General features: G+C 58.3%; 19 protein-coding genes and 2 pseudogenes. 7 read left to right on the top strand and 14 right to left on the bottom strand.

What is annotated here, in order from left to right:
* The 4 genes and pseudogenes from J4E58_RS32000 to J4E58_RS19860 form a co-directional block, all read left to right on the top strand.
* A pseudogene (locus tag J4E58_RS32000) lies at positions 1–102 on the top strand (potassium-transporting ATPase subunit C); the annotation flags it as partial.
* A gap of 52 nt (positions 103–154) precedes the next feature.
* Positions 155–442 (top strand): annotated as a pseudogene (locus J4E58_RS19870) (histidine kinase); the annotation flags it as partial.
* A 175-nt stretch (positions 443–617) separates the two neighbouring features.
* Entirely contained in the window at positions 618–1,322 is a 705-nt protein-coding gene (locus tag J4E58_RS19865) for a response regulator (RefSeq protein ID WP_087092587.1), read from the top strand.
* Positions 1,323–1,422: 100 nt separating this feature from the next.
* On the top strand, positions 1,423–2,406 hold the full coding sequence (locus J4E58_RS19860) for an IS5 family transposase (protein ID WP_087092588.1): 984 nt from the start codon (positions 1,423–1,425) through the stop codon (positions 2,404–2,406).
* Between the two features lie 153 nt (positions 2,407–2,559).
* Here J4E58_RS19860 and mobH read toward each other — a convergent pair whose 3' ends face one another.
* On the bottom strand, positions 2,560–4,284 hold the full coding sequence (gene mobH / locus J4E58_RS19855) for a MobH family relaxase (RefSeq protein ID WP_087092589.1): 1,725 nt from the start codon (positions 4,282–4,284) through the stop codon (positions 2,560–2,562).
* Between the two features lie 222 nt (positions 4,285–4,506).
* Between mobH and J4E58_RS19850 the strand changes: the two genes are divergently transcribed.
* Positions 4,507–4,704, top strand: coding sequence for a hypothetical protein (locus J4E58_RS19850; RefSeq protein ID WP_007901093.1), 198 nt, complete (start codon positions 4,507–4,509; stop codon positions 4,702–4,704).
* 189 nt (positions 4,705–4,893) lie between these two features.
* On the opposite strand, the gene J4E58_RS19845 is transcribed toward J4E58_RS19850, so the two are convergent.
* Together J4E58_RS19845 and J4E58_RS19840 are read right to left on the bottom strand one after the other, a co-directional pair.
* Positions 4,894–5,799 (bottom strand): ArdC family protein, encoded by a 906-nt coding sequence (locus tag J4E58_RS19845; RefSeq protein ID WP_087092590.1) that lies wholly within the window; start codon positions 5,797–5,799, stop codon positions 4,894–4,896.
* 130 nt (positions 5,800–5,929) lie between these two features.
* A complete protein-coding gene (locus tag J4E58_RS19840) occupies positions 5,930–6,259 on the bottom strand; it encodes a hypothetical protein (RefSeq protein ID WP_087092591.1) in 330 nt (109 codons plus the stop codon).
* A gap of 451 nt (positions 6,260–6,710) precedes the next feature.
* On the opposite strand from J4E58_RS19840, the gene J4E58_RS19835 reads away from it, so the two are divergent.
* Entirely contained in the window at positions 6,711–7,118 is a 408-nt protein-coding gene (locus J4E58_RS19835; protein ID WP_087092592.1) for a DUF3742 family protein, read from the top strand.
* Here the strand turns inward: J4E58_RS19835 and J4E58_RS19830 are convergent.
* From J4E58_RS19830 to J4E58_RS19810, 5 genes are all read right to left on the bottom strand, one after another.
* Complete coding sequence (locus J4E58_RS19830) at positions 7,111–8,649, bottom strand: conjugal transfer protein TraG N-terminal domain-containing protein (RefSeq protein ID WP_087092593.1); 1,539 nt, start codon at positions 8,647–8,649, stop codon at positions 7,111–7,113. The genes J4E58_RS19835 and J4E58_RS19830 overlap by 8 nt on opposite strands.
* Before the next feature lie 10 nt (positions 8,650–8,659).
* Complete coding sequence (locus J4E58_RS19825; protein WP_087092594.1) at positions 8,660–8,968, bottom strand: hypothetical protein; 309 nt, start codon at positions 8,966–8,968, stop codon at positions 8,660–8,662.
* 3 nt (positions 8,969–8,971) lie between these two features.
* A complete protein-coding gene (locus tag J4E58_RS19820) occupies positions 8,972–10,354 on the bottom strand; it encodes an integrating conjugative element protein (RefSeq protein WP_087092595.1) in 1,383 nt (460 codons plus the stop codon).
* Positions 10,351–11,307 carry a TIGR03756 family integrating conjugative element protein gene (locus J4E58_RS19815; RefSeq protein ID WP_087092596.1) on the bottom strand — a complete coding sequence of 319 codons (957 nt, stop codon included), beginning with the start codon at positions 11,305–11,307 and terminating at the stop codon, positions 10,351–10,353. Before J4E58_RS19815 ends, J4E58_RS19820 begins: the two co-directional genes overlap by 4 nt.
* Before the next feature lie 117 nt (positions 11,308–11,424).
* Complete coding sequence (locus J4E58_RS19810; RefSeq protein WP_087092597.1) at positions 11,425–11,679, bottom strand: helix-turn-helix domain-containing protein; 255 nt, start codon at positions 11,677–11,679, stop codon at positions 11,425–11,427.
* Positions 11,680–11,848: 169 nt separating this feature from the next.
* Here J4E58_RS19810 and J4E58_RS19805 point away from each other — a divergent pair, with 169 nt between their 5' ends.
* On the top strand, positions 11,849–12,106 hold the full coding sequence (locus J4E58_RS19805; protein ID WP_087092598.1) for a LasR-specific antiactivator QslA: 258 nt from the start codon (positions 11,849–11,851) through the stop codon (positions 12,104–12,106).
* A gap of 41 nt (positions 12,107–12,147) precedes the next feature.
* Here J4E58_RS19805 and J4E58_RS19800 read toward each other — a convergent pair whose 3' ends face one another.
* From J4E58_RS19800 to J4E58_RS19775, 6 genes are read right to left on the bottom strand one after another with little or no spacing between them, the layout of a single operon-like run.
* A complete protein-coding gene (locus J4E58_RS19800) occupies positions 12,148–14,886 on the bottom strand; it encodes a conjugative transfer ATPase (RefSeq protein ID WP_087092599.1) in 2,739 nt (912 codons plus the stop codon).
* A complete protein-coding gene (locus J4E58_RS19795; RefSeq protein ID WP_087092600.1) occupies positions 14,886–15,302 on the bottom strand; it encodes a TIGR03751 family conjugal transfer lipoprotein in 417 nt (138 codons plus the stop codon). Before J4E58_RS19795 ends, J4E58_RS19800 begins: the two co-directional genes overlap by 1 nt.
* Complete coding sequence (locus tag J4E58_RS19790) at positions 15,265–16,782, bottom strand: TIGR03752 family integrating conjugative element protein (RefSeq protein ID WP_087092601.1); 1,518 nt, start codon at positions 16,780–16,782, stop codon at positions 15,265–15,267. Before J4E58_RS19790 ends, J4E58_RS19795 begins: the two co-directional genes overlap by 38 nt.
* The gene (locus J4E58_RS19785) at positions 16,772–17,584 is read right to left on the bottom strand and encodes a TIGR03749 family integrating conjugative element protein (protein WP_087092602.1); all 813 of its coding nucleotides are present in this window, start codon (positions 17,582–17,584) and stop codon (positions 16,772–16,774) included. The genes J4E58_RS19790 and J4E58_RS19785 overlap by 11 nt, the downstream gene beginning before the upstream one ends.
* The gene (locus J4E58_RS19780) at positions 17,581–18,222 is read right to left on the bottom strand and encodes a PFL_4703 family integrating conjugative element protein (RefSeq protein WP_016978885.1); all 642 of its coding nucleotides are present in this window, start codon (positions 18,220–18,222) and stop codon (positions 17,581–17,583) included. The genes J4E58_RS19785 and J4E58_RS19780 overlap by 4 nt, the downstream gene beginning before the upstream one ends.
* Positions 18,219–18,632: a TIGR03750 family conjugal transfer protein gene (locus J4E58_RS19775; protein WP_087092603.1), complete on the bottom strand. Its 414-nt coding sequence runs from the start codon at positions 18,630–18,632 to the stop codon at positions 18,219–18,221. The genes J4E58_RS19780 and J4E58_RS19775 overlap by 4 nt, the downstream gene beginning before the upstream one ends.
* Between the last annotated feature and the right edge of the window lie 5 nt (positions 18,633–18,637).

Here is an 18,637-nt window from a genome sequence, read left to right as displayed (position 1 = left end):
CTGCAGCAACTGGTGGATGCCCATGTCGAGCAGCCTCTGGTCGGCCCGCCGGTGGTGAATGTGCTGGCCCTGAACATGGCGCTGGAAAAGCTCGCCCTGTAGCCAACTGCTACAAGTTTGTATGTCGATGATTTGAGTCCAGAGAGAACAATGCATGAGTGATTCCGGCCGCGCCGATGCACTGTTAGCCGATCTGTCCCATGACGGCCGCGGCCGGCTCAAGGTCTTCCTTGGCGCCGCCCCGGGCGTCGGCAAGACCTACGCCATGTTGCAGGCGGCGCACACGCAATTGCGTCAGGGGGTGACGGTCCTGGCCGGGGTGGTGGAAACCCATGGCCGGGCGGAAACCGAAGCCTTGCTCGGTGGCTTGCCGCAACAGCCGCTGGTGCGTTCCGAATACCGCGGGGTCATGCTCGAAGAGATGGACCTCGACGGCCTGCTCAAGGCCAGGCATGGTCGGTGCTCATGGTGAGCCCATCGCGGTGGGCGAGGTAATTGAGGGATGTGGCACCTGTATCACCTTGTGCCTGCCGTTGCAGACTCAACCGGAATTGGAGAGTTAAGCCTGAACTCGCCTGCATTACTCTCGTGCTATCTCTTTGTGTTGATGTGAACTCATGAACCAGACCGCGACCATTTTGATCATCGATGACGAACCGCAGATCCGCAAATTCCTGCGCATCAGCCTCACCTCCCAGGGCTACAAGGTGCTTGAAGCCGGCACCGGCAACGAGGGCCTGGTCCAGGCGGCGCTGAACAAGCCCGACCTGCTGGTGCTCGATCTTGGCCTGCCGGACATGGACGGCCAGCAAGTGCTGCGCGAATTTTGCAAGTGGTCGACAGTGTCGGTGCTGGTGCTCTCAGTGCGCGCGAGCGAAGGACAGAAGGTCCAAGCCCTGGATGGCGGCGCCAACGACTATATGACCAAGCCGTTTGGTATCCAGGAGTTTCTGGCCCGAGTGCGCGCCTTGTTGCGTCAGATGCCGGTGGGTGAGGCTCAGGAAGCGGTACTCAGTTTCGGCCCGCTCATTGTGAACCTGGCTTATCGCCGGGTGCTACTGGACGGTATAGAGGTGGCGCTGACACGCAAGGAGTATGCGGTGTTGGCGCAACTGGCGCGGCATCCGGGGCGGGTGATCACCCAGCAGCAATTGCTCAATGATATCTGGGGGCCGACGCACACCGAGGACAGCCACTATCTGCGGATAGTGGTGTCGCACTTGCGGCAGAAACTGGTGGATGATCCAACTCAGCCACGATTCATCGTCACCGAGGCAGGAGTGGGGTACCGGTTGTTGAGTGAGGGCAACTGTTGCCGCTGACCGAAAACTGGCCTAGGGATTCTCCGATCAAGTTCAGCACAGGGCCCGTCTGCTGTGCTGAAATAGCCCACCCTTTCGGTCATGAGCAGCAGCCAGTCCCATGAGTCAGATGAGCTTTTCCGATTTCGAGTATGCCGGCAAACGCAAGCAGACCCGCCGCGAGCGCTTTCTGGCCGAGATGGAGCAAGTCGTTCCCTGGAGCGGGCTGGTGGCACTGATCGAACCTCATTACCCAAAGGCTGGCGGTGGCCGCAAGCCGTATCCATTGGAGACCATGCTGCGCATTCATCTGCTGCAGAACTGGTTTTCGCTGAGTGATCCGGCCATGGAAGAGGCGCTCTACGAAATCACCTCGATGCGCCAGTTCGCCCGGCTGACGCTCAGCGCTCCGATCCCCGAAGACACGACGATTATGAATTTCCGGCACCTGCTGGAGAAGCACCAACTGGCAGCGGGCATCCTGGACGTCATCAATCGCTACTTGAAGGACAAAGGTCTGTCGCTTCGCCAAGGCACCATCGTTGATGCCACGATCATTCATGCTCCCAGTTCGACCAAGAACAAGGAAGGCAAGCGTGACCCTGAAATGCACCAGACCAAGAAAGGGAATCAGTACTTTTTTGGCATGAAAGCCCACATCGGTGCCGACGTGGAGTCGGGCCTGGTACATCACATCCATGGCACCGCGGCCCATGTTGCAGACGTGACGCAGGTGGCCGAACTGCTACACGGTGATGAGAACGCGGTCTACGCCGACGCGGGTTACACCGGGGTGGAAAAGCGCGAGGAACATGAAGGCCGCAAGGTGATCTGGCAGATTGCTGCACGTCGCAGCACGTACACGAAGCTGAGCAAGCGCAGCCTGATCTACAAGGCCAAACGTGAAATTGAACGGGTGAAGGCACAGACCCGAGCCAAGGTCGAACACCCGTTTCGGGTGATCAAGCGCCAGTTCGGCCACGTGAAGAACCGGTTCCGTGGTTTGGTGAAAAACACCGCCCATCTCACCACGCTGTTTGCCCTGTCGAACCTGTGGATGGTGCGCAAAAAATTGATGGGTATGAGTGAATTGCGTCTTGGATGAACGAGGTGGGCTGAAAAGCCTGCCGACGGCTGCTTGAGCAATGCTTATCAGGCCGATATGACCGGAAAACACCCTTGGTGGTTAGCATCTACACGTCAGAAGCTAACTTGATCGGAGGGTCCCTAGCCTCGATTAATGGAGTGCACCGGGAACTTAAGCTTTTTCGACTTTAAGGAAAGGATTGTCGGGAGGTACAGATATAGTGTCGAACAATAGTGTTGGTTTTTCTAATAGATAACCTTTGAGTTTTGCTTTCTTTCGAGGACCTTCGACCTGACAGATCCAGATGTTCAAACCATCACTCCGTTTTCTATGGATCTTCAGTTTCTCAAATTGCCTCTGCACCCAACGCCATTCTTCAATATCTTGGTCTGACTCCTGAAAAATACCAGGAAACTCCTGAGCAAAACGTTGAAAAATACCAGGTGTGACCAAAAAGACAGTGCCGCCGACAATGTGTACCTTGGCCTTGCTGTCATTGATGATCAGCTTGTGACTCTGGATACCTTCCTTGATCCAGTTCAGGAATACTTGACCAGAAGTATTTAACGAGGGATTTGATATTTCGAGGGCACTTGCGAACGATGCAGGACTGGCCTCAGGCCTCTCTAGCTCGAACATATCTAGCAGCGCGCTAAGGTAATCAGCATCCTCCATCACCATGGGGTCTGGCTGCGATTGACTTTGGCGCGATTCTGCAAAGACAGTCTTGGATGGTGATGCCGACGCGTCGGTTTGGTGGTCATCAAGCACCACATTTACTGTTCCACTAAAAGCTTCTGGGCGGTTTTCGCTCCCCCAAATCAACGCTGGTTGAAGGCGCAAAAAAGTAAAGCTCTGCTGCCAGTTTCCCTGCGTCACGAGCGCCGTCCAGATGGCTTTGCCTTCCGGGGTTGACTCGACTAATCCATGCGATTGCAGTTCGTCGAACACGGCAATGTTGGAGGAGGGGATGCCATCAATCGATTGCGACAGCAGATAGGCTCGCAGCTTGTCCGTGAATGTTTTGCTGACGAGCCAGAGAGCATCTTGAGTCAACCATCCCGCGGCACCTGGCTGGTTGAGTTTCAGTTCGTGCTGAACCAAATGACGCAGTCCGCTGATCAAGTGGTGTTGCAGCGAATGAATCGGTGCTTGTAGCGCCTTGTTCGGGTTGCCACCAATGTTCTGCGCGGTGGATACACGGTCGGCTTGAATTACCAACTCGCCCAGCACGCCGGCACGTTCGTACTGACCGGCCAGGACATACAGCAAGTTGGCCCAGAGCAACGGAAAACCACTGAGCCAATCGAGTATCGGGCGGTCGATAATCTGGGTGTAGAGCAAACCGGCAGCGGCGCCGTGCAGGTGGTAGTCCCGACCCTTGATGTAACGAAAACGGTATGGCTGATCCAGCGGGCCCTGCCATGGATGCCAAAGACAACCATCTTGGCGTTCGACCTGCAGGTCCACGGCGATCTTGCCGATGTCATGGAGCAGGGCGCCATAGGCGATACCGGCGGACCAGGCGTCGGTCTGGGCGGCCTGATCTTCTGGGGCGGCACCGGTGGGGAGCAGATACGACTGGCGCAGCTTCAGACTACAGGCGACCAGCTCAAGACCATGGTCGAGCATGCCACCGAGATACGCATGGTGGTGTGTCTCGCTGGCCGGGAGTTGCTGGACCTGTTCGGCGTAGCGATGGATCGGATTTAAATAGAGTTGGATGAACTGCGCGTGGGAGAGGGCGGTGTATTGCCAGATGCGATCGAGCAACTGACGGCGGTGCTCCGCGGCTAACAAGCTGTGGGCCGACTCGATGGGCAGGTAACCTTCGGCGCCGTTCACGATCGGTGGTGGAGGGGGCTTCTGCCTTTTGCGACGAAACAGGCTGAGCATCGTGACCTCCGGGAAGTGGCTGGGTCAGTGGCCTTTTAGCCTTTTCGGATAGGGCTCTTACCCTTGACTCCCCATTCCCTTCTAACCTTTACCCGTCCTTTTGGCACCTGTCCCTTTGTGCGGCAATCGGAATATGGATTTTGCTAGGCATCGTTTTGTTGAGGGCTGGTACGAAAAAGAAAAGTGTCGCTACACTGCGGTGCCTATTTTTTGGGTCTTGCCATGAACCTCACTGACGCCACGCTCGTGCTACTACTCGCGGCACGTATCCATGGGACCGACGAAGCTGTCAGAGCCTCGGCGAAGAGCGTGGTCAAGAAGTTGCCGCGCAGTAAGCGCGATCTGATCTACAAGGTGATCGATAGCCGAAGTCCACTCGAGCTGGTGGATTTTCTGGCGCAGAACCTGGATGCGGAATGACAGGCTACGGGTGTGCGCCCCTCTCTCTGATTCTTTGCATCAGAGCTCCGCGGTATGGGGATTTTTCTGGGTGTAGAAAAATGGGCCCAACTCGCGTTGGGCCCCAGTGATGCGATTGCAGCGGTGAGGTAGCGATCAAACTCCATCGCTCATGCATCGTGAGTCATCCATTATCATCTGCTTCAGTTGCTACTCCAGGTTGAGCACATACTCCGAGGCGTTTCGGGCGTGACCACTGGCACGGAAGATCGCGCGTTTGTCTGCCTTGAGCAGGCCGAGCCAGGAGTCGATGTAGCCCTCGTGGCGCAACTCTCCCTGAATGCCGGCGTAAGCACATAAAAACGCAGCGCCCATTTCGGCAATCAACTCCTCGAACGCATAGCCTGGCGAGCCGAACGGACACGAGGACGTCACGCCTTCGCGCTGCAACCGAGTGTGATGCCCGGTCCAGTGCGTCAGCTCGTGCAGTGCGGTGGCGTAGTACCCACTTTCATCGTGAAATTGCGCTTTTGTCGGCAATTGGATGAGATCCCTGGTCGGATGGTAAAAGGCTTCGTCTGCAGATCGATGAACGATGTGTGCACCCGAGCTTAACAGCAGATTTTCCGCAGCGCTGTTGGCCTGGAAGGGATCACTCGGTTCCGTCTCGAGCAGGGTTTCATCGAGCATTTCGAGTCCCTCTGTTTGCTCGATGTTGAACAGAAAATGCGTCTTGAGAATACCGAAGTGAGCGACCTTGGGCTGGCCGTTTTCATCGAGTACGGGTTGGCCTGACTCGGTCTGCTCCTCGCGCTCCATCGGCTTGTAGAGCACCGCCAGGGTGCTGTGCTCACCCTTATGGATGTGCCCGCCAGCTTTTTTGGCTTGGTTGAAGGTCAGCCAACGATCTTGTGTGAACCCCTGCAACCTGGCCTCGGCCCAGAGCAGCGGTAAATTGATGCCTGAATACGGACGTCGCGTGATGGCGTTGATGGGGTAGGGTTGATGGCCGATGTCAGCGGAGCCACTTGAGGACCAGGGTTTGATCCAGGGAGCAACGCCTTGGTCTAACGCGGTAACGATCTTGTCAGTCACGTCTTGGTAGATATCGCGCATGGCATTTTCCTCGAGAGAAAACGGAGGAACGCCTTGCCCGTCGGGGAGGGTTCCCCGGTTGGGTGATGGGCTGGATTGATGCAGGTCTTGCATGCCGTCCGAATGTGGAGGTGGGCGCCGCTGATGGCGCTTAGCGCTGGTGTTCTCCTGCTAGCGCTATCAGCAAGGCGCCAGGCTGACCCGGTTCTTGGAGTAGGCTCAGACTCAATTGCAGCAACGGGGCGTGGTCTAAGTGATCGGTTGGTTCAATGTGGATTACCTCGAACAGCACGTAGGGCTTGTGTGGATAGGCCAAGTGGGCTTCGAAGGCTGCGCGCAATACGTGGCTCAACCGATCGACCTGCAGCTTCTCAGCGTGATCGGATTGCTCGAGCAGTACTGCGCGTTGCCACGCGCCAGGGGTGAACACGATGGGTAACCGAAGGGTGTTCAGTGCTTCCAGTGTCAGTGAGTCGGGCATGGTATGTCTCCGTTGAAAACGCGAAGAAACCTGTCCCGTGCGGGGGAAGATTTCCCCGCAGTGGGTTGAAGTCAAAAGGGCTTACCTCACGAGCAGAGCTCGAAAGACGCTCAGGAGAGCAGTAGGCGTTCATCACCGTAGATACGGTCACCGTGCGAGCCACCGAACGCTAATCGCACTTGGGCATAGCCATCACCGCAGTGATGTAGCCTTGAAGGCTCTGGCTACCTGGGAATGTGCTGTCGATAACAGCGATCCGTACCTTGTATTTAGCCGGACGATTTATCTGGGTCAATCACTGTAGATACGCTGTTTCACGGGGCTTTTCTTCTGGCTTCCAATGAGGAATTTTCGACCGGGGAAACTGATAAGCGGTCAGGCATGGGCCGTTTTCAGTAGTAGGCTATTACTCTTGGCTCAACCATGAAAACGCTCAGAAGAGGGCGAGACCGTGCCGACTCAGCAACCTGTTCAGAGTTCATGTGCCTACCGTTGGGCGTACGCCTGCGGTATGTCGGTGAAGCGTGGTTACCGTAGTTTGAAAACGTTTGAATCCCACGTGGTTGAGCGTGCGGAGATGACAGGTATGCCCGCAGGTAAATTACTCGTTCGCGGGAGTTTTCTGATTGCCAAACTGGCAATGATCGGAGGGCTGCTCTTTATCGGTTTCTGGCTCGTCGCTTCTGTTGTGGTGGTGATCGCTGTGATTGCCCTTCTGCAGTCCAAGGCTGTCATCGACACGGATTTTGAAGAGGGCAATCCAGGTCCTGACTACCTTGGGGCTAACTCCTATCTTGGCAACTACGATGACAATGGCCATTACATAGGTCATTTCAAATCATCTGATGACGTCAGATAAGCTTCTTCGTAGCACCCATCAACTGATCCGTTCCTTTGCCCGCTGCACCATGCGCGGCTTTGCTTGCACCACCTAGCATCCCCTCAAGGCTGTTGCCGATCGAGTAGCCAGCCCAGCTCATGGCGACCAAAAACAGTCCAGGCAGCACCAAGAACATCGCCCCCATCACATACTCGATCACCTGCGCGGTGACCGTCCCATCCATAAGCCCGGATGTGGGCAGCGACAACAGCACCTGATTGGACGCCGAAACCTGGTTGTACAAGGTGTCGAGCATGCTGGAGTCGACCCAGCGAGCCAGTTCCCACCAGAAGCTCAGCATATGTAAGGTGAACAGCGTGAACGTCACCGTCATGACGGTCTTCAACTGGTAGGTACTGACCAACAGGATCAGCGGCAAGCTGATGATGACGCCCATGATCAGGAAGGCCTGCACCATTGGCAGAGCGGCGCGTAGTGCATTTATTGCCAGGAAGTTGCTGAAGGAACCGAGGGCCAACCCGGTATTGGTGGCCAGGTTATTGAGCCCCTGATTGATCGAACCGCCACGAGCGCTGGAGCCGTAGTCCTGATACACCTGTCCGGGCGACATGGACATCGATTGCTGGCGTGGGCTGACCAGTTCGCGCAAGGTGGCATCCTCGATCTCGTTGCTCGAACGCCCAGTCAACCAACCTTTCAGCTGAGTCAGCAGCGAAGGATCGACCTGCTCGATCAAGCGCTCGCGTAGCCCGACTCCACTGTCGCTCCACCACTGCTTGCAGGTGGGGTAGCCCGCGCCATTCTCCAGCCGCGGCAAGGAAACATCGCGGTTGTCATCATACGGCCAGCTGACTCTCGGTGTGTGTGTGCGATCCGTATCGTAGTAGCCCGGTGTGTCGAGAAAATAGCTTGAGCCGATCCAGGAGGCGTCGTGACTTTGTACCTTGTCCAACTGCGGACGGTTGGTGAATAGCCGAGAGCGGGAATGGCCGTAGCAGTCGCGAGTGAAGTCGGCAACTTCCTGCAGTAGTACCTGGCTGTCGATACGCGAACTGTCGATCTCCATGCGCATTTGTCGGATATCCGGTGCGCAAGGGATGGAGGCGGTGGCCGCCGCGGTTACCCCTTTGCTCAAGGCATGCACCAGAAACCACCAGATCGGTACGTTGGCGGAGCGTTCGCCGATGGTATTGAAGGTCGTCCCCCAGGCGGTTTCCGCTGGCTTGGCCACACTCACGCCGCAGCGCTGACTCGCCGCATCATCGAACGCCATTGACGAGAGGCTCAACGGAAAGACCGGTGCGCAGCCGAACAATACGACGATGTAGGCCAGCCACAACCGGTTCTCGATCCGTGGCACCGAGAACAATCCCTTGTTTCCCTCATCCGCGCCTTGCTGACGGGCCGACAGCCATTCCTGGAGGATAATCGCGCCGAAGGGCGCGGCAAACAGCCCGGTGTCGGACAGGACGCTCCAGAGTCCGTTGTTAATGATCCAGGCCAGCAGGGAGAGGTAAAATTCCAGGTAGCTGTTGGTGCTCAGGAGCATGGTGGTGACCTCACAGTCGGGTGAGTTCGACGTAGGTAAAGAGCACGAGCCCTAATGTCCCGATGCGTTTCACGCGCAGTCGATCCTGTGGTCGATGTTGGTAGCACCGAAGCAGATCCCTCCAGAGCGCAAAGAGAGCGCCGTAGAGCAGGACGCGCCACCACCGCAGATAGGGCCGTGCGGATTCGAACGACTGCTGCCAGGCATCGAGGCTGCCCAGCACAGTGCTGCCGAGCCAGGCGACCAGTGCGGCGGTGAGGGTCATCACTGCGGCAATCCCCAGACTCGCAAGCAAAGTGAATAGCGGTGAGCGTTTCATGGCTCACTTACGTCTGGCGTCAGCATCATTGAGTCGACCGGGCTCGGGGTCGCCTTGCTCGACGGTGCGCGAAGCATCGGCACCACCGGCATGCCGGTCGAGCACCAGGCTGGCGGTATTGGTGGCCAGCATCTGCCGGGCCTGCAGTTCGGTCTGCAGCAGGCGTATTTCGCGCTCCAGAGCGTCGATGTTTTTCGTCAAGGCCGTCTGTGCCGGTTCGGCGGAGGCGATGTTGGGTTCGTGACTGCCCGCCAGCAGAGTGCGCAGTAGCAGCAACGCTTTGTCCAGCACACTGGACAAGGCCGTCTCACTGGCCAAGCGCCGTGCCAACAGATCCTGGTCGGGGTCGTCACGCAGGGCTTCGATCACACCACGGGTCACCGGCAACATTGGGCTGGAGGTTTTAGCCAGATTGTCAGAAGTAGGCCGCAGCGAGCCGGACAACAACTCTTGCAGTGCTTTGAGATGTTCGCTGTAGGCCTCCTGGATCAGTGGCGTCAGTCCGCTGCCAGCTGTCGCACGCAGGGTTTCGCAGGTGTCGCAGATCGCGACTTCGCTCTCGCCTAACACGCGAACGGCCCATTCGGATTCCTCATGGGGCGAGGTCCAGGTTTGGCAAATGGCCCCACCCAAGCAGTCGCTACTACTGACTGATGTAATGTCATCCACTGACCGGTTATGCAGCAGGTTATAGCCCGCGCGCACCACGTCGGCGGTCACTCGAATGGGTGTCTGCCCACTACCTCCAGCCTTCTGGCCGCCGACCCAGGACACCCCATTGTTGCCGTTATGGATCTCGGTATTTTTCACCGCCGCTACCGCATCACCGCCAGTTTGCTCCAGATTGCCCTGCATTTCTTGGTTCTTGGCCAGCGCGCCCCAGCCGGCTTGACCGACCTTGTCGGCCATTTTTTCGGCCATGGCTTGGCAGGTCAGCTTGGAGCGGTCGAAGTCAATGCGGCCCTGCATCACTCCATTACTGAGCAACTCATAAAGGCCGGGATTGGCGCGCTGGATGATCAACGCTGGCAGTGACATCACCGCTTGGGTCGCGTTTTGCACAATGCTGCCCATGATCTGCTGGAAACCTTCGGTGACGCCGTTCAGTTGGTTTTGCAGGGTATTGGTGAGGCTCATGTTTCCGCACATCATGTTTGCTCGCCAGGAGCCGCCGACACCGAGGCCGCTGGGGCGGTAGAGCGAACTCGGTGAGCCCACCGCGGAACCGCCACCGATGGTGTACATCACTCGGTCGTCGAGCACTTCACCTTGAGTGCCGAGGTGGTAATCGCCTTCGGCAGCGTGGGCATGCGTGGCCATGGCGAGCAGCCCGTAGAGCAATAGACTTACCAGACCAAACCATGATTGCGCACGAAGCCGACTCATGACGCACCGCCTTCGAAGTCGATGCTGAACAGGAAGGTCTGTCCCTTACGTTTGCAGCAGCTATAGGGACGCCACAGCGACCAGGCGTAGCCGCCATCCGCGCTCTGTACCGGATCGCTGGGGAAGAGGGCGCACGTGGGCTGCACCTGGGGGTAGAGCAACTGCCATTTGTGGGTTGAGGCATCGTTTTCAACGATCGGGCCAGGCGGCCAGTAGCCGTCGCGTTTGGCGGGCGTGAGTGGTAAGTACACATGCGGCTGCCAGTTTCGGGTAATCACATCGCCGGCCCGTTGCGCCATGACTGCAGCCGCTTTGAAATCGTCGGGCTGTACCAGAAAGCCCTGCCGGGGATAAACGTTGCCCCATATGTTTCCAGAAGCCTGACGTCCGATTTCACGGATCCCCGGCATGAGCGATTCGGGGTAAAGACTTTCCGGAATGCCATGGCGCCAGGCTAGTGAGTCCAGGGTACTCAGGTAGTAGGGCATGAACGCAGTTGCACCGCTGGCGCAGGCATAGCCGGATTTCGAAGCCAGTTGCGTTGCGGCCCAACCACCGGGGTGGCCGATACCGTCGACGTTCTTGAAACGGGGTAGGTTGTCGCGGCGGGTGTTCAGGGTGATCAGGTTGCCGCCACCTTCTGCACCGCTGATGGGGGAAGAGAGGGTGGCCATCTCGGTCCATGGGTTATTGCCGGTGGTAGCGTAGCTCGAGACCACGAGTTCGGGAATGAAATGACGAACTTTGGTCGAGGTTTTGACTGTGCAGCCGAAGGGCGTGCAGAGGAGCCAGAAACAAATACCGACGATCCTGTATGCGAGACAATTTGGAGAAATCACAGAAGACGTGATGCTGCCGGTATCCAGCGCCAAGCTTGGTCCGCACGCCAGCAGGATGCTCAGCGTCAAAGGTCGTAGCTTCTGGGGGGCAATTGACGGGCATACGACAGGCATGATCCAGGCTCTTTGAACTGATGGCCTGGACAGGATCAATGACGTAAGAGGGGGTGGCAGTGATAAAGCCGAACGTGGTGTTGTCGGTTTACAAGGGTTTACAGGACGATGAAATGGCTACTCGATGTCCAGCACACGGCGAAGGGCGTCAGGCTCGATGAGTAGCTGATCCGCGGTGATCTCGAAAATATTGGCGAGTTTGCACAGGACCAATAGCGACGGGTTGCCTACCCCTCGTTCGATTTGACTGACGTAGGTACGATCCACCTCGGCCATGAGCGCCAACTGCTCTTGGGTAAGGTTCTTCACGCGCCGTATCAAGCGGATGTTCTCCGCCAATTGCAGGCGAAGCTGTTCGTAGTCTTGAGTCATGCGCGCAAATTGCGCTTTGAGGGACTCTCAATCCACGGGATATAGTCTACATTGGTAGTGATCTAGGCCATTTGATGTTCATGCCTGTTATCGAGCATTCATTTGGTGTCGTTAAGATTTTCGAGGCTGGACTCTGCGTCTAACAATAAATCAGAAATCTAGGGTATGTATGGACGAAAACTACATTTCAATTCCTGCGGCGGATGGTTGCCCAAGTCTTCTGACACCTTGGGGCAACGAATTTGCCCCGATGATCGAACGTGGCGTGCAATGCGCCCAGGCTTGGCTTGATACGCCCGGCGAGATTCCTCTGTGGTGGGAGCTGGCGCAAACCCGCAAGACTTTTCCTGTTGGTGACTGCCAAGATGCTTTTGAAGCCGGATTCCTGTTGAGGATTCAGCAGCGGCTTCGAGGTGCAGCGCGATAACCTGTCGCTCGCTTTAGAGCGCGAGACCTGAATAGATTTCCCTATGCAGGTTCTATTCCTCGCACTCTATCGATCCGTTCAGCTACCCGGTAAGCCGCTTCCAACTCTGAGCAACCGTTCTCCTGCATCAGTGTCCAGCGCTCGGCTTTTTCCTCGGGTTCCGTCATGGCTAGGGCGAGATAGAGACTGGGCGGCACGGCCCTAAACAGCGTCTCGAGCTTCTTCGATAGCACGACCCCTTCGGTGTATTTACCGGGTTCCTTGCTGGCGGACAGCAACAGGGCTTTCTGCGCCGGTGAAAGTTTCTTGAAGCGAGCGATTTCTTCAATTTCCGCAGGCGGCATGTTCAAACAAATCCACCATTCGATCATGTTGAGCATGGTCTGCGCAGCCGTGGGGAAGTCGGCAAGGTTTTGCGTCGCCAGCCAGAACCAGGCGCCGAGCTTGCGCCACATCTTTGTGCCCTTGACCACGAATGGCGCCAGCAGCGGGTTTTTGGTGATGATATGGCCTTCGTCGGTGACCATGATGATTGGCCTCCCCAGGTACTGGTCGCGTTCGGCGAGGTTGTTCACGGTGTTTATCAGGCTGATGTAGCTGATAGACATCTGTGCCTCGTAGCCTTCGCGAGCGTAAGTGGCGAGATCGACAATGGTCACATCGCTCTCGGGCCAAGGCGTACCCTCGCGATCGAACAGTTCGCCCTCGAAACCCTGGCTAAACAAGTCGATGGACTCGCCCATTTCCTGGGCACGCTCACGACGCTTCTCTGGCAAGTGCGGGTCGGCGGCGACGCGCAGCAAGGCGTCGCGCACGTCGCGGGTCAGCACCTGACGGCCCGCCGTGACGCAGGTCTGCGCCGCATCCAGGATGCACTCGCGGATCAAGCTGCGATCGGCTCGACTCAGGCGGGCTTCTTCCTTGGCCTCGCCGCCGGTGATCATCAGTCGGGCAGTGATTTCTAGTTCACCGAGAACATCGCGCTGGTCTCCGCGATTGGCTACAGCCTCATCGTCCAGCTCATCAATCGACAGACTCGCCACTTGATCCGGTTGCTCGACCAGGCGCCAGGCATCGGCGAACGGGGCGAGACTGACCGAGGCGCCAGGTTTCAATTGGACCTTTTTGACCGACAGGCCCTGTGTCGCGAAGTAGTCGCCTTGCAAGCCGAATGAGTTACCGGCTTCGACGATAAACAGGCGAGGGCGGTACACGGCCATGACCTGCATCAGCAGGGTGACCAGGGTCGCCGACTTGCCGGCACCGGTCGGGCCGAACAACAGCAGATGACCGTTCATGGCCCGGTCCAGGCGTGACAATGGGTCGAAGCTCAATGGCGAGCCGCCACGATTGAACAAGGTTATGCCCGGATGTCCCGTGCCGGTACTGCGGCCCCAGACCGGAACCAGATTCGCCAGATGCTGGGCGAACATCAGTCGCGTGTACCAGTTGCGCGTGTCGCGGGCCGGGTCGTAAGCCATCGGCAACCAACGCAGGTAACTGTTGCAGGCAGCGACTTCATCGCCTTCGCGTACCGGTTGCAGCCCCGCGCCCAACAGCGCGTTGGCCAGGCTGACCGATCGCTGGTGCAGTTGCTGTTCATCGTGACCGCGCATGTAAAACGCCAGGGTGCCGCGGTACAGCTTGTGCTGGCGGCCGATGATCGCGCGAGCCTCTTCGACATCCTGACGGGTCTGGGTCGAGGCCAGGTTTTCACCGATGGCTTTGCGCGCCAGGCGGTTCAATTGATCCTCAAGTACATCCTGCGGTTTGACCACCAAGGTCAGACTCATCACCGTACTTTCGGGTAACTGGTCGAACAGGGCATTCACCGCGTCGCCCTTGCGGGTTTCTCCGGTGAGTTGGCCAATCAAGGGCGCCCGGCGCAGTTTGTCCACCACCATCACCCGGTGGGGTTGATCGTCAAAAAACCAGAGTCCGCGCTGCACATCCGAACGCGGTTCGTTGAAGAACAACCGCTCGGCAAAGTCATGATCGAAGGGCAGTTCCAGCGACTCATTATCGCCCGACTCCGGATAGGCCACGTGGCGGTAGAACTCCTCGGGCGCTTCATCGGTGAGCCTGGGTGCCGGATTGAACCAGGGCAATAACCAGGCATACAGACCTCGGCCATCGACTCGTGCCGATTGCACCCCGCAAGCTTGCAACGAAGCCGCGACCCGCTCGCAAGCCTGATGCAAGGATTGCACCGGTGTGAGCCCTGTCTCATCAGCGTCAGACTCAAGCCAGCGATAGACCACCAGGCGCACCCGTCGGTTATTGCCACGCCAGGGAAGGCGGGTAACCACCTTATCCTCAAACAGACCGCCGGGCTTGGCGATAGCCTTTAGATGGCGGCGAGTAAGCTCCAGGTACGCTTGGGTGAAAGCCGTGCCTCGTGCGCTGTCTCGAATATAGCCAGTGAGCCGGTCCAGGTAGGGGTAGAAATTGTTGTCGTCCTGGCAGAAAAACTGCGCCACCCAAGGCGCTTGATCCAGCTCGTCAAAGCTATCCTGCAGGGCATCCTCAAGGGCATCGCGGGCCGCCATCAACCAATCGGGTTCGCGCCCTTCAGTGCCGATGGGCAGCAACTCGAATACCGCACCCACCGAGCGATTGTCGTCGAGCAGAAAACACTGCTCGGTGTCGAGGTACTCGACCCACGGTAGGTGATCGGTGAAGCTGGGGTTGTGCGCGTACAGTGCGGCTTCATCGGCCAAGGTGGCGCGAGGGCGTAACGGGTTGCGCCAGGCTTTCCACGCAGGAGCGCCGGTTCGCATCACAAGTCTTCCTGCCGTTCACCCGGAAATGCGTACTGCACACGTTGATAGAACGGAAAGACGGTCGAGTAACCCGGGATCGGTGCCTGTTCGGTGCCACTCAAATGCGGATACACGTACAGCACCAGATCGGGATTGGGCAGGCGCGGGAACAAATTGTGGATCTCGTTCGTCGTTGTGCGCGTGTACGGTTCTTGGAGAGAGGCGGAGAAATCTGCCTGGGCCAGCGGACGGCGTAACTGCTGCCGAGCATCCAGCAGTTGCTGCTGAGTGCCTTGCGAACCGGTACCGTTCCAGATGTCCAGCATGGTTTGCTCGCCATGGGGCAAAAGCGTCTCCTTGTCGGTGGAACACCCCATCAGGACCCAGCAGAGCAAGCTAATCCAGGTCAGGCAGAGAAGCATGGTCTTTTTCATGGCGAACGCTCCGGCCCTTGGGCTCGTAGTCGATGGTGATCTCATGGTCGAGGTGCAGTGCGACTTGGGCGGCAGGTGGCACGTACACGGCAGCAAAGGCCTCGCCATACAGTTTGTTGACCCACTCGCGGATGTCGCTGACCCCACCACTGAGGATTGAGTTCAGTGCGCTGTTGCCCGTGCTACTGGTGACCCCGAGTGTACTGCCGCCCGAACTGATCACGCTGCTGTTGTTCTGCTCATCGCCGAGCAGAGCGGCGACGCCCGCACCCGCCGCGGTGATCAGGCTCTGGCTGCCGAGGTACTGCTGGGCATTCGAGCGGCGCTCGCCGGCAATGCAAGGAATGCCATACGGATCGGACAAGTAGCCGAGTCCACCGCGGATCTTGTCGGTGTTTGAGCTCTGGGTGGTGGAGGCATTGCGGCTGGCTATCGCCTTCGGCTGAGGTACCGTGCGGATGGTGCCATCGGTAAACACAAAGGTGATCGACTCGACTTGCCCGCGCACGCAGGACAGGGTCCAGTCACCGGACGCTGTGCCGCTCATTACGGCCCCGGCTACGTCTGGCAGGTCGATGCCGTTGGCGGTCAGGTTCTCCGGACCGACCAGCACCTTGAAGGGATAGGGATCATTCACTGTGCCGTCCACCGGGACTCGGCCGATCAGCGCAGTCATGGCGACTGAGCCCATCAGCGTGGCGTTTTCAGGGATGGTGTAGATCGGCTTCGCACCTTCGGTACGATCAGCGGATCGTGTCAGGTCACGCTCACCCTGGGTGACGGTACGCAGCTGTTTCTGGCTGCGATCAATGGCGTTATTTTTTGCGCCTTCCAGTGAGTTGAAGGCGGTCGGCAGACTCAGTACGGAGGAGGTCTTTGGTTTGCCTCGGGAGTCGGTGGATGGAGCATCCGAGGGTTCAATCCACTGCAGCGCATCATTGGCAGAGTGCCGCCCTTCGAACTGGGTACTGTCGCCCGGCTCAAGCCCCAATCCGATCGGCATATCCTTGCCTTTGCTGGTTAGCCCCGACAACTGCTCCTGTAACTGCGTCAGTAGACCGTGAGCCTGGCGACTGTCTTGTTCTGCTTTGAGCCGGGCCTCGTTGGCTTGTCGGCGGCCTTCGTCAACCTGCTGGGTCACGCTGCCAAGCGCCGTCTGGATACGCGAATCGACGCTGTTTTCCCGTTCGTGCAGGCGGTTGTTCTCCGCCTGCAGTGAATCGTTGTGTTTCTTCAACCCGAGCATGTCGCTGCGCATGGCCTTCACCTGGCCGACCAGGGTGGCGACCGTGTCGCGCGGGGTATCGCCAGCAATGCCAAGCGACTTGGCTTGCTCGGCGGATAACTGAAGGTTGTCCTGATCAACCGGGTTCGCTGGAGAAGGAGCGCTACCACCCGCGACCCAGCTTTTCAGGATGATCACCACCACGGCCAGCAGCGCAGCCGGTACCAGCCATTTGAGCAAGGCGTTAGCCTTCATCGTCAGCACCTCGCGTAATGGGCGGGAGCAGCATGGCGTGTTCGAGGCCGGCACCGCGGGTGACGAGGTAGGCAATTGTGGTGTCTTCAGCGCTGCCGATAGGCCCGAGGAAAGCATGCTGGAAGGCCGCGGCGAACAGCTTGGCCTGAAGCCGGCGCGGATCGAGTTGCACCGTCTCTAAACCACGATTGCGCAACTTCACCGCCGTCACCCAGTAATCACCGAGTCGCCAGGCGGCGATGGGTGTGCTGGACACGTTTTCGGTGGGCAGCAGGGTTGGCAGTTCGGTGCGCGGCTTGAGCGGGACGCGGCGTACACCGGGCAGGGACTCCATGGTGCGCAGCGGCGCGTACAGACTTTGCGCGGCGTAGCGGGTCAATGCGACTGGGATTGGCGTACGATCTGGAGCCGGGACGGTGCTAGATTCCTTCTCGGCAGACTGAACCTGAACATTTTTAACAATACGCACGGGCTCCAGCGTTTGATCACCAGGCGTGGAAGCAATATCAAGCAGGATGATCTCGCCCGTCGCGACCGATTGCAGTTGCAGTCGGGTCGGGGCAATGGCTTCCGACGCGCGCAGGTACAGCGTGCCGCCAGTTGATTGTACGCGCAGCTTACCTGTCAGGGTTGAGGGCATGCCGACTCGAACATTTTCATCGACAAAGACCACTCGTTCCTGATTGATTACCAGCGGAACCGCGAGGGGTAGGCGTTCCCAGTGCATAAGCTCGACGGCCTGCGCTGCAGCTCCCCATAGCATCAGTGCGACGGTGAGTCCCAGGGTAGAAATCCGCTTCATGGCTCACCTCCAGGCAGGGAGATTTTTTGCGGTGTGCCCTGATAACAATCCAGCGCCAGCCCCCACTTATTGCGCTCGGGATCCAGGTCAAAACGCACAACGCGCAATGGATAACGCACCACCACCCGTTTCACCGGTTCGGCGGCGTAATATTCATCGGCATTGAGGTCGAGCTTGACCAGCCAGCTGTCGCGATCGAGTTGCTTCACTCTGAGTTCCGGATCTTCGCTGTAACCTCGACCCAGAATTTCGTAGACGCCACGCACCCGCTGGCGCAGTTCGCCGGCAGCCTTGCGGTACTCGTAGTCGCCGTCGAGGAAGGCCTTGCAGGCGGGTGTTAGGTAGGACTGCAAGCCATAAATAGCGCGGCGATAATCCTGCTCGCCATCCGATGGCCAGCGGTTGAGCTGACCAAAGATGTACAGGGCAAAGGCATACACATTTTCTGAGGGAATATCCCACCATTTACGTGTGCTGCCCGAGCGCAGATCCGGTGGGACATGCACGGTCAGATCGGTCGGTGCCGAGCGCCAACCGTACCAGAGCCCGGCACAGACCAGGGCAAGGATCATTACCGCCAGACGCAGGCTGAAGATATGCGCCTGTTGGGCGTCCACCTTGTTCCGAAAACGACTCATGGTTGCCACCGGGACAGGGCAGGGCGCAGTCGACGCGAACGGCGAACCGTCCAGGCACCAGAGTGAAGGATCAAACTGCCGCGACCCAGGCGCCAACGCATGGCGAGCATCCATTCGAGCCTGCGGTACAACCAGGTCTCGGGACGGGCCCGTTTGGCCCGGCGCAGTAGAGAGCCACCGACCAACACCACCACCGTCATGCCTGCGATCATGCCGGTCGGCGCCACCGCAATGGAGGCGGTGGCAATCGCCAGGGGAACACCTAGCACCATGCCGATGACTGCGCCAGTGCCAAGCGCTACCCACATCTCATCATTGGTCAACCCGCGCAATACGGCGGGATCACGATTGAGTCGCTCCGGCAGAAAGACCAAGGTGCCGTCGGCAAGGCGTTCGATAGCGTCGTTCATATCGA

It is taken from the genome of Pseudomonas sp. FW305-25 (genome assembly GCF_017351415.1).
GTDB classification, from domain to species: domain Bacteria; phylum Pseudomonadota; class Gammaproteobacteria; order Pseudomonadales; family Pseudomonadaceae; genus Aquipseudomonas; species Aquipseudomonas chlororaphis.
Note: the sequence above shows the minus strand (reverse complement) of the source record. Positions and strands in the feature narration are given on the sequence as shown.